Origin of the sequence: Peribacillus sp. NPDC006672 (assembly GCF_050274955.1) — a bacterium.
Taxonomy (GTDB): domain Bacteria; phylum Bacillota; class Bacilli; order Bacillales; family DSM-1321; genus Peribacillus.
On record NZ_JBNNOR010000027.1, the window covers coordinates 39,443 to 48,548 of the forward strand.

General features: G+C 39.8%; 8 protein-coding genes, 1 pseudogene, 1 riboswitch and 1 other annotated feature. Of the genes and pseudogenes, 6 read left to right on the forward strand and 3 right to left on the reverse strand.

Annotation, left to right across the window (positions count from 1 at the left end):
* Positions 1–28: 28 nt before the first annotated feature.
* Positions 29–277 (reverse strand) — a binding site (T-box leader).
* A gap of 220 nt (positions 278–497) precedes the next feature.
* Together ACQKKK_RS24865 and ACQKKK_RS24870 are read left to right on the forward strand one after the other, a co-directional pair.
* On the forward strand, positions 498–671 hold the full coding sequence (locus ACQKKK_RS24865) for a hypothetical protein (RefSeq protein ID WP_164468807.1): 174 nt from the start codon (positions 498–500) through the stop codon (positions 669–671).
* Positions 672–1,164: 493 nt separating this feature from the next.
* Positions 1,165–3,906 (forward strand): GTPase domain-containing protein, encoded by a 2,742-nt coding sequence (locus ACQKKK_RS24870; RefSeq protein WP_427619802.1) that lies wholly within the window; start codon positions 1,165–1,167, stop codon positions 3,904–3,906.
* Between the two features lie 86 nt (positions 3,907–3,992).
* Positions 3,993–4,098, forward strand: a riboswitch (SAM riboswitch).
* 105 nt (positions 4,099–4,203) lie between these two features.
* On the opposite strand, the gene ACQKKK_RS24875 is transcribed toward ACQKKK_RS24870, so the two are convergent.
* Complete coding sequence (locus ACQKKK_RS24875) at positions 4,204–4,536, reverse strand: transposase (protein WP_427619809.1); 333 nt, start codon at positions 4,534–4,536, stop codon at positions 4,204–4,206.
* 42 nt (positions 4,537–4,578) lie between these two features.
* On the opposite strand from ACQKKK_RS24875, the pseudogene ACQKKK_RS24880 reads away from it, so the two are divergent.
* A pseudogene (locus tag ACQKKK_RS24880) lies at positions 4,579–4,725 on the forward strand (ABC transporter permease); the annotation flags it as partial.
* A gap of 122 nt (positions 4,726–4,847) precedes the next feature.
* Here ACQKKK_RS24880 and ACQKKK_RS24885 read toward each other — a convergent pair.
* Entirely contained in the window at positions 4,848–5,159 is a 312-nt protein-coding gene (locus ACQKKK_RS24885; RefSeq protein WP_427619803.1) for a hypothetical protein, read from the reverse strand.
* Positions 5,160–5,330: 171 nt separating this feature from the next.
* Positions 5,331–5,687 (reverse strand): hydrolase, encoded by a 357-nt coding sequence (locus ACQKKK_RS24890; RefSeq protein ID WP_427619804.1) that lies wholly within the window; start codon positions 5,685–5,687, stop codon positions 5,331–5,333.
* Positions 5,688–5,875: 188 nt separating this feature from the next.
* Here ACQKKK_RS24890 and ACQKKK_RS24895 point away from each other — a divergent pair, with 188 nt between their 5' ends.
* From ACQKKK_RS24895 to ACQKKK_RS24905, 3 genes are all read left to right on the forward strand, one after another.
* Positions 5,876–6,601: a hypothetical protein gene (locus ACQKKK_RS24895; RefSeq protein ID WP_427619805.1), complete on the forward strand. Its 726-nt coding sequence runs from the start codon at positions 5,876–5,878 to the stop codon at positions 6,599–6,601.
* A gap of 201 nt (positions 6,602–6,802) precedes the next feature.
* Positions 6,803–8,038, forward strand: coding sequence for a S1C family serine protease (locus tag ACQKKK_RS24900; RefSeq protein WP_427619806.1), 1,236 nt, complete (start codon positions 6,803–6,805; stop codon positions 8,036–8,038).
* A 268-nt stretch (positions 8,039–8,306) separates the two neighbouring features.
* Entirely contained in the window at positions 8,307–8,621 is a 315-nt protein-coding gene (locus tag ACQKKK_RS24905) for a hypothetical protein (RefSeq protein WP_427619807.1), read from the forward strand.
* Positions 8,622–9,106 lie beyond the last annotated feature (485 nt).

Genomic DNA, 9,106 nt, shown 5'->3' on the forward strand with positions numbered 1-9,106 from the left:
TGTGCAAATAAAAAACTCGTCCCTGGAAATCAGGGACGAGTTTGTCGCTCGCGTTACCACCCATTTTCCGCCCTTCATAAGAAGCTGCGGCACTCAGTCAACGTACGAATTCATACGTGATCCATTGTAACGGCGGAAAACCGTCAAAGCCTACTGCATTTTCAGCTTTGCATCTCAGAGATGATTTTGGGATAGGCCTTGGACATCGACTTCCACCATATGTCGACTCTCTGTGGAACAGGGTACCAATCTTACTCTTTCTCTTCATAGATTTTATAATATAAAGATAATTTAGCAAATTCTGATTATGGAGTCAACATAATTTATTATCATGAATCATTTCAATATTCCTTTTAAGCAGGAAATTAGTCCTCTGTTGGCGAAACTTCCTTTACCGAGGGGGATTTTTTGCAAAAAGAATCGGATATAACTCCCTATTATCTTTCTAACCGCAACTATATTATAATAGAGGGCAGAACACTAAAGGAGACAACATTATGTCTGAAAATAAAAAGTTAAGCCTGGCGGATGCAGTCAAACAAAAACTGGCTCAAAAGCAAGCAGGATCAAGTAAAGATAAACTGGAAACCGGCGTGGTGAAGAAAACGAAACAGCTTAAAAGCCAGTTGACCAAAAAGCCGAATAACCAACGTAAGCGTACAGGGGTATAATCCTAATTTGTCAAAGGACAATGACTGTTCGGAGCTTATCAGAGAGCAGTTACCTTTCATGAATGAAGGTGCTGCTTTTTTATATGAACGATAAAATGGGATATTAGTAATGAGTGAGGTAAAGGGATTTGTCTTTTTCCGTTTTTAGGTAGTTAAAGGGCTGGACTTCTGGTAATTTAGAGGTATAAAGAATGGTTCGCTAACCTCTTCAGATACCGGTTAAACTAGAAAAAACATATTTTCTCAAATGTGGAAATGACATCTCTGTATCGGTTCATTAAAATCATTACAGTTCCATTCCTTTCTGTTTTAAAATTGTAAGAGTGGTGACATGTTGTTACCATATTGTTTTGTTAAAATAATATTTTAAGGTTTTACAAATAATTTTCTTTACTAAAGGAACCTATTAATTGCATGTAAGGGCTTTTTGAATGCTTTTCAAATTAGTGATTATCCTTTAATTGAAAATATGAAATATATCGGGGGAATAAAGATGGACGAACGGCTGATCGGGAAAAAATATTATGAAACGATGATTGAGGATACAAGGAAGCACCCTATTCAAGCTTTGGGTGAAATGTTTCTCGTGGAACAAAAAAAGGAAAGAGCGGATTTAACGGCAGTTCGATTCGCTCAAGGTGAAGTATATTTTCAGCATCATGACTATGAAGCAGCCATTTTCAAATGGGAAAACATAGAAGGTGAACTTGGTTCATGGGCGAAGAAAAACATCGCTGATGCTTATTTTGAACTGGAAATGTATTCAACCGCAGAGGATATTTATAAATCCGTCGATACGAAGGAAGCGGTTTTGAAAACGGAGGTTCTTTTGCAACTGTTTTCCCTTTACATAGTGGAATCTAGAAATGATTTGGCTTCCAAAGTCGTGAAAGAAGCAGTCGAGTTTCAACCGGACTACCCGAATGTCACGGAAATCGCACGTGCCTTTTTTGAAGAACAAAAGGATTGGAACAGTGCGGTGGTTCTAGCTTCAGATGAAAGTATCCGTACGGAATCAATGAGCTGGTTTGATGTGCTGAAAACATATATCCAACAGGGTGTCGCTCAATCTATGGCCCCGGATTATTTTTCAACTGTCCTTTGTTCGCTATATACGCTCGACCAGGCTCGTTTCGAAAAGATGACGGTTGCCCTTTGGAAAAATTATAAATATACCGATTCATATTTTGAATGGTTAAAAGTGATTAATAACCTGATAGATACCATCGAATTAAACCAAGGGGATGTATGGGATGAGCTTTCCGTTTATTACAGGGATGCATATGCAGGTCTGTTAGAAGGAACGCACCTAATCAAAGATTTAAGTCCTGTCGTGCCAAGGTTGCTGGAAAACTGGCTAAAAATCGCAGATGGGGAGCTTTCGCTGTTTGCAGCGGCATCCGCGTTGTCCTGGAATGAAATTTTCCCGGATACGATTAATGCGCTGGTCATTCAGGATGCAGAAAGCCTGCTTTCGAAATCACCTAAATTGGGAGGCGGACTGGAAGCTGGAGAGAAACTGTTCAATTCCATCATCCAATGGGCTGAAGAGAATGATTTAAGGGTTGGCAATAAGCTTAAATGGATGGTCGAGGGGCTTAAGGATACCGAAAATTTCAACCTTCTTCTTGTGGGAAGTACAGGAAATGGCAAGACATCCTTTATACAGTCAATTGTTGGCGAGAGCATCGCTGCCGAAGATCATTCTTCACTAGTCAGTGTCAAAGATGGGGATGATTTGGAAATCCTTGAAATTACCGATACAGATAGCAAAGTTGTCATGGAGCTAACTGAATTAGATGAAACACGCCGCCAGCGCGGGACTATTGTCGATGTGACGCTTATCAGTGACTACCTTAAAAATAATCGTCTGCGATTATTGGATACACCGGGGTTCAATGGGGAAAAAAGCGTGGAATCAGATTTCCAAGGCTATTTACATGGCAGTGATGGCCTGATGTTCGTTCTTGATGCCCGGGCGCCTTTCACCGGTAGTGAACGGGACCTGTTATTGGAAATTCAAATGATGGCTCCGAAACTGCCGATTCATTTCTTATTAAATAAAATGGATACGATATACAGTGATCAAGTCGCGGTCCGGATGGAAGACGAAACATGGGATAAAGTGAATGCATATTTCCCGAATGCGAAAGTGTTCGCTTTCTCCAAACTTTATGACAGCAAGCAGCAGTTGAAGGACCTTTCAGCATTCCTTCAATCCAATTATCAAGATGATAATTGGAAAGAAAGAAGATCTGAAAAAATTCTTGCTTTCATTCGTAAAACTTTATCTTATCTGTTAGAAAAACGAGCAGCCAATGAACGGAAATGCGAGCATTCCATCTCTTGGAATGAACAGATGGAAGTCAAATTGAATGGCGCGGTCAATCAATTGGCTGATTTGGAAAAAGAAAAAAGTGAAAATATCATAAGGTCGTACCGTGTGCTTAAGGATGAAGTTAAAAGTCAGCTTTCTTCTAAAATTCCGGAATTACTGAGGGATTGCTCTAAATCGTTAACGGAAAGCAGTGATTTCAGTCAGGTCCATATACAGCTGAACCATGAAATGAATGAGCGGATTCAAGCATTCATTTCTGACAAGATCATGCCTCAATATTACCGTTCTCTTCAAGATTGGATTGCTAGTTCCCAAATGGAGTTCTCGCAAAGCCAACAGTTTATGGATGAGATGAGTGCCGGATTCAATGAATTATACAAAGAAGAACGGATAACGCTGTCAGGTGACTTTAGGGTATTGGATGACTGGCGCCGTGATGCCGACCGGATGACAAGCAGTATCCGCATCGAAAACGTTAATATCCTTTTGCGCAGGACTCCATCACAATTGCTGCTTAAAGGAGCAGGGAAGCTGTTTGGGGCAATACCGCAAAATAAAGCCAATATGTACAATCGTTATAAGAAATACTTGGAAAGTGAAGATTATCAGGATGTTGCGGAAATGATCACTGAACGCTTCCTTACCCAATTTGGATTGTTTGAAAAATCTTTGGATCGGGACATCTCACTTTTCTATCGCAGCTCATTTGCCTTACTTCAAAAAACGATAGAGCAAACGCAGACAGAAATCAAAGACTACCAGGCTGCATTGGAGCATATGAAAGAAAATCCGGAAGTTTACCGTGATCCGATTACTGTGTTCGAAGTGAAACTACGTCAGTTGGAGAGACTTGAAAAAATTGAGAAAAAGCGTCTAGCCCAGCTTCAAAGAAAATAAAATAGCAGGGAACATTTCAAATATTCAAAAAACTATTGACTTGCGACTATATCCCTATAAAGTGATAATTACGAAAAACGTATATTCTCTTATCAAGAGTGGCGGAGGGAATGGCCCTAAGATGCCCAGCAACCGTTCCATTAGGAATTGGTGTTAAATCCTGCAAAACAGAAATGTTTTGACAGATAAGAGAGGGATAAGTCTGCAATACAGCTGATTAAGGGACTGTCTAATAAGTCCCTAAAATAGAACAGGTGAAGAAAAACAATTCGTTTTCCTTCACCTGTTTTTCTACTTTTATAATTCTTTGTTGAGAGTAGCTTTCGAAGGCCAGCTACTTTCAGTAGAATATGGGCCATAGCCACAATGACAACCTCCGTTTTGGACTTTCGGCAAGCCCCGAAGTAAAAACCGACGGAACGATCTATTGCCATTGATGTGACCAAAAACATTCTCAACCTCGATTTTTCGTCGAGCGTAGATTTGTGCATTTGATTCAGACCAAAGGTTCACTTTTGCTTTCGTTTTTAGTTCTTCATAAATCGGGTTATAATGCACCTGACGATTTCCTTCTGCCTTTGTGCAACGCGATTTCAATGGGCAATCTGAACAGTCCTCGCATTCATAAATTTTAAAGTCACTCGTGAAGCCACTTTTATCCGTGCGGGTCGAGCTGCAATCGGTGCCTCACTAGTCGTAGGGGCATTGAATTCATTCATGATCGTTAAATTGAGAATTCCCGACATGCTGATGACGTTGGCTACGATGTTCATTATCCAGGGAATTGCCCTTACCTATACAAAAGGGGCCACGGTTTCATCGGGCCAAAGAAGAATCCTGTCATTGTGAATTTTGAATAAAGATTGAAAAAAATCCTGTTGGATATGCAACAGGATTTTTTCGTTGGCACCCATTGGGGCGGGGGCGTTTATGTATCGTCTTCATTTTACTTTTTTACCTCTTATAATAAAGATGACAAAAGCAAGTATAAAAGAAGGCGGAGCTAGTGCGATAACCGCAAATGACGTTAGTGTATAAGAAGCTGAGGGTTGAGAAAGTGGGTGCAGCGGCTCCCTAGTTGATGAATCGACTGCCAAAGGTGTTGCACTGCCTAAACCAAATAATAAAAGCGATATGACCAAAATACTGAAAGGTGCAATAAAAACATAAAGTCTCTTTTTGAAAAGGCTGAATAAAAACGTCCAGAAAAATGCTAAGCAAAGATAAATGATAATGGCCCCAAATAAAAACATATAAGATACCTCCGATTTTTATTTAGAATGCCATCATAATATTATTAGTGGATAACAACAACTTATTTTCACTTAAAACAAATTTCAAAGCTAAAGTCATGCCCCCATATCCCCTTTAGGGGTCTTTCATAAAAAAACAGAACCTTTGAATTTCAGGTTCTGTCATAATTCTTATTTGAACTTTTGCACTTCTTCTTTTCCCTCGAATTTGTTATCTTTCAATATGCCGATTTCTTCTATATGGTTTCGTGCCGTTGCATCCCCTAATTTATAAATGAGGGCATAAAGTCTTTTCATGGCTGCATCGTATTTATCATTTGCCCGGTCATGATGATAGAGAAGGTAGGGCACATGTGAACGGGCATATGCCTCCAGGTCATCTGTCCGGTGTTCCTCCAAGCATTGTTTCAATTCTGCCAGTTCTTCATCAGTTGCATGTACAGTGAAGCTCGGATTCTCTTCAAGTTTTTGTCCGAGTACGTCGCCGCTGACCAAATCGACATGATAGGTCTGTTTATCCTGTCTCATTCTGCTCATCATCCTTTCAACCGTTTATCTATTCTGTACCGCTTTTTGTAAAAAAATAATCATAAAAATCAACATTTCTTTAATGAAAATGATAGGAAATAGAGGTATCGGAATTTTAATCAAAGGGTTTATGATGGATTTATAGAATAATATGGGAGAGTATCTTTGGAAAAGTGAGGAGTGATGTAGTGAAGAGATCATTCATGGTTATTTTTTTTATGTTGATTGCTTCAGGCTGCGTAACAAGGAATTATGATTCCAATCTGGATTTGGGAAAAAGTCAGTTGAATGAGGAAAATTATTTAGAAGCCCACGAGGCATTTGAATTAGCTTATAAAGAAGCAAAAACATCGGAAGCAAGAGAATTAATGGATCTTTCAGGTTTTCTGGCGAGTGGAATGAAGAAATACGACGAACAGGATTTTGATGCGGCCCAAAGAGATTTTGAAGAAGCAACCGCATATAAGGCAAAATATGGGGAAGGTAAACTAATGGTTTTAAAGGCGGCGGAAATGCATCCGGTGTCAGGTTCAGCCACTATAGGAACAGTAGAGGGGAGTGACGAAGTGGAACCGGTGGAGGAAGCAAGTGAAAAGGGGAACGTTGGATCCAAATTAGAAGATAAGGCGGCAACGGATACAAAAGCTGGGACGGTAAAAGGAAAAGAAAAAGAAGGGAGGAAGGATTCGGTTAGTACCTTAAGTAAATCTCAGGCGGAGAAGCTTGTGAAGGATTACGTGGACATGGAAAATTTCCCGCATTTGAAAATCGAATATGATCATGATGCCGAAAAGGGAGATTACATTTTTCAAGTGTTCGAAGGGGATGAAGGCAGTCAGAAAAATGGCCACGCAGCTACTTGGGGCTGGTATGGCGTGAATAAGGAGACAAAAGAAGTGTATGAAGTCATGTAAAGAGATATAACGGTTGAATTGAAAAGGGTCCTATGTTGAGACCTTTTTGTTTTCAAGCATGGCAAAATATCACATAGCAAGTTTTGATAAAATTTTATATTTTTTATAAAAAGGTCACTTATTTCTTTATTTCTTAAGAATTTTTTAATAATTACTGTTTATGATTGAGCCAAGTAAAGGACAATCATAGGAGGGATAAAGATGGAGAATTATAATGGTGATGAGCAAGCCAAAGTGAAGGCAGAACGGAAGAAGGGCAAATCGCTTTTGCTAACTGGCCTTGTTTCCGGAACAGTTGCTTCTATTGTTACATCTTCTGTATTTGTATTGGGCGGGGACTTTATAGATCAAGGGAAAGGTTCCGTGAATGAGTCAACCCAAACGGCAGGTGTAGAACAAACGGAAAGCGTTGAAAAGGATAGAAGTGTCACGGCAGAAAAGTTATCGACAAGTACGGATTCAAATGATAGGGCAGAGATGGTGGAAGCGGCATCCAAATCGATTGTAGGGGTCGTGAATTTACAAGAGATGCAAAACCAGAGCCCGTTCCAGCAACAAAGCACGAAAAGCGAAAAGGTTGCGAGCGGCACTGGTTCAGGGGTCATTTATAAAAAGGCAAATGGGAAGGCCTATATCATTACGAACAATCATGTTATTGAGGGAGCAAAGGAAGTCGAAATTTCATTATATGATGGACAAAAGGCAACTGCAGTGGTTGTCGGGGCGGATGCTTTGACGGATTTAGCAGTTTTGACAATTGATGCTTCGAAAGCACCTGAAGGTATTAAATTCGGGAATTCTGATAGCATGCGTCCAGGTGAAGAAGTATTGGCGATTGGTAACCCTCTCGGACTTGATTTTTCACGTTCGGTTACACAAGGGATTGTCAGTGCGACCGGACGCTCGATTTCAGTCGATACATCGGAAGGTGAGTGGGAACTTGATGTCCTTCAAACAGATGCAGCGATCAACCCTGGCAATAGCGGCGGGGCATTGATCAATACAGCTGGGGAAGTGATCGGCATAAACAGCTTGAAGATTTCCGAAAATGGTGTGGAGGGCCTAGGGTTTGCCATACCAAGTAATGATGTGATTCCCATTGTTACGGAACTGATTGAAAATGGAAAAATCACGCGCCCATATTTAGGAGTCAGCTTGGCCAGTATAGAAGAACTGCCACAGTATTACTTACAAAATGTTCCTGAAGCTGCAAAGTCAGGTGTCATGGTTACGAGTATTGAAGCGGGATCGGCTGCGGCGAATGGAGGGCTTAAGCAACAGGATATCATCGCGGAGATTGATGGAACGAAAATAAATACGACAGCAGAATTAAGGAAAGTCTTATACACGGATAAGAAAATCGGCGATAAGGTGCAGGTTAAAGTGTATCGGGGTGCTGAAAAGAAAACGTTAACGATATCCTTGCAGAAATCATAGAAAGAGGTATGGCCCCTGATAAATTCATCAGGGGCCATTTATTTGATAATGAAGTTAAAAAGTTTTTAAAAGTATAGAAAAGGGTAGTATTGGAAAATTTGATAGTGTATTTATACTGTTTTACAGACTTTTATATAGTCTTGAATACCTAAAAGTGAATAGCGGCTTCGTCTATTTGTCAAGGTTTTCATTGTGAATATGTTAAAAAATAGAAAATGTTTGACAAATTTGTGAAATGTCATAAAATAGAAAGAAAGGGGATGAAATAATGGAAACTAATCAGAAGATGATGGATGCAGTGAAGTGGGTATCAGGCACAGGTTGTGTAATCGGAATTTTAATTTTTGGTTTAAGTTTTTTTGTAAGCGATTACAATAAGGATTATTTATTAACCGCTGTTGGGATGGCCATTACACTAAGCGCGGCTGCCATTTTTCTAGTTGGTATATTTTTCGTCCTGACAGAAGAAATGGTGATGAACACAAAAAAGGGTATAAGAGTTGTACCGGAGACGACTAAAATCATAAAATTAAAATCAAAAGCTAATCATAAAACAAAAAGAAGTACCGAATACAGTAATTAAAAAAGGACAATCATTCCTGTTCTAAAAGAAAGGCCATGCAACAACACCAAGGGCAACGGCTGTAAGAACATGGAGGAATAGGAACCCCATTGTATATCCACGTAGAAATTAATTGTTTCATACTCGTATTACATCATTCCTTACAGGAAGATGAGGCTCAATGGATCGCTTGAAATATTTCTTGGTGCATAACGAGTGCTGCAGAAAATTGTACAAACGATAAACCAAGTGCACCAACAAATGAAACCGTATTCAATCATCTGAATCCAGTTGCCTTAGAATATGTGTACATTCGTTGTGCTGGCCATCCAAACCAAACGTGCCGACATTCCTGAATGGAAAGTTCCCTCTCTACATCATGAACTATACCCACGAAAAAAATGGACACAACGAGGGCACTGAAAAAGTCCCTTCGGGCCAATAGAGGTAGATTTTCTCAGTTTATTCTGAGGAAATCTACCTTTTTTTGTTTTATAATCAAGGTA

What these genes read in the sequence shown, in the direction of transcription:
- ACQKKK_RS24865 (WP_164468807.1), top strand. Translation starts at nt 498, where the DNA reads ATGTCTGAAAATAAAAAGTTAAGCCTGGCGGATGCAGTCAAACAAAAA.
- ACQKKK_RS24870 (WP_427619802.1), top strand. Translation starts at nt 1,165, where the DNA reads ATGGACGAACGGCTGATCGGGAAAAAATATTATGAAACGATGATTGAG.
- ACQKKK_RS24885 (WP_427619803.1), bottom strand. Translation starts at nt 5,159, where the DNA reads ATGTTTTTATTTGGGGCCATTATCATTTATCTTTGCTTAGCATTTTTC.
- ACQKKK_RS24890 (WP_427619804.1), bottom strand. Translation starts at nt 5,687, where the DNA reads ATGAGACAGGATAAACAGACCTATCATGTCGATTTGGTCAGCGGCGAC.
- ACQKKK_RS24900 (WP_427619806.1), top strand. Translation starts at nt 6,803, where the DNA reads ATGGAGAATTATAATGGTGATGAGCAAGCCAAAGTGAAGGCAGAACGG.
- ACQKKK_RS24905 (WP_427619807.1), top strand. Translation starts at nt 8,307, where the DNA reads ATGGAAACTAATCAGAAGATGATGGATGCAGTGAAGTGGGTATCAGGC.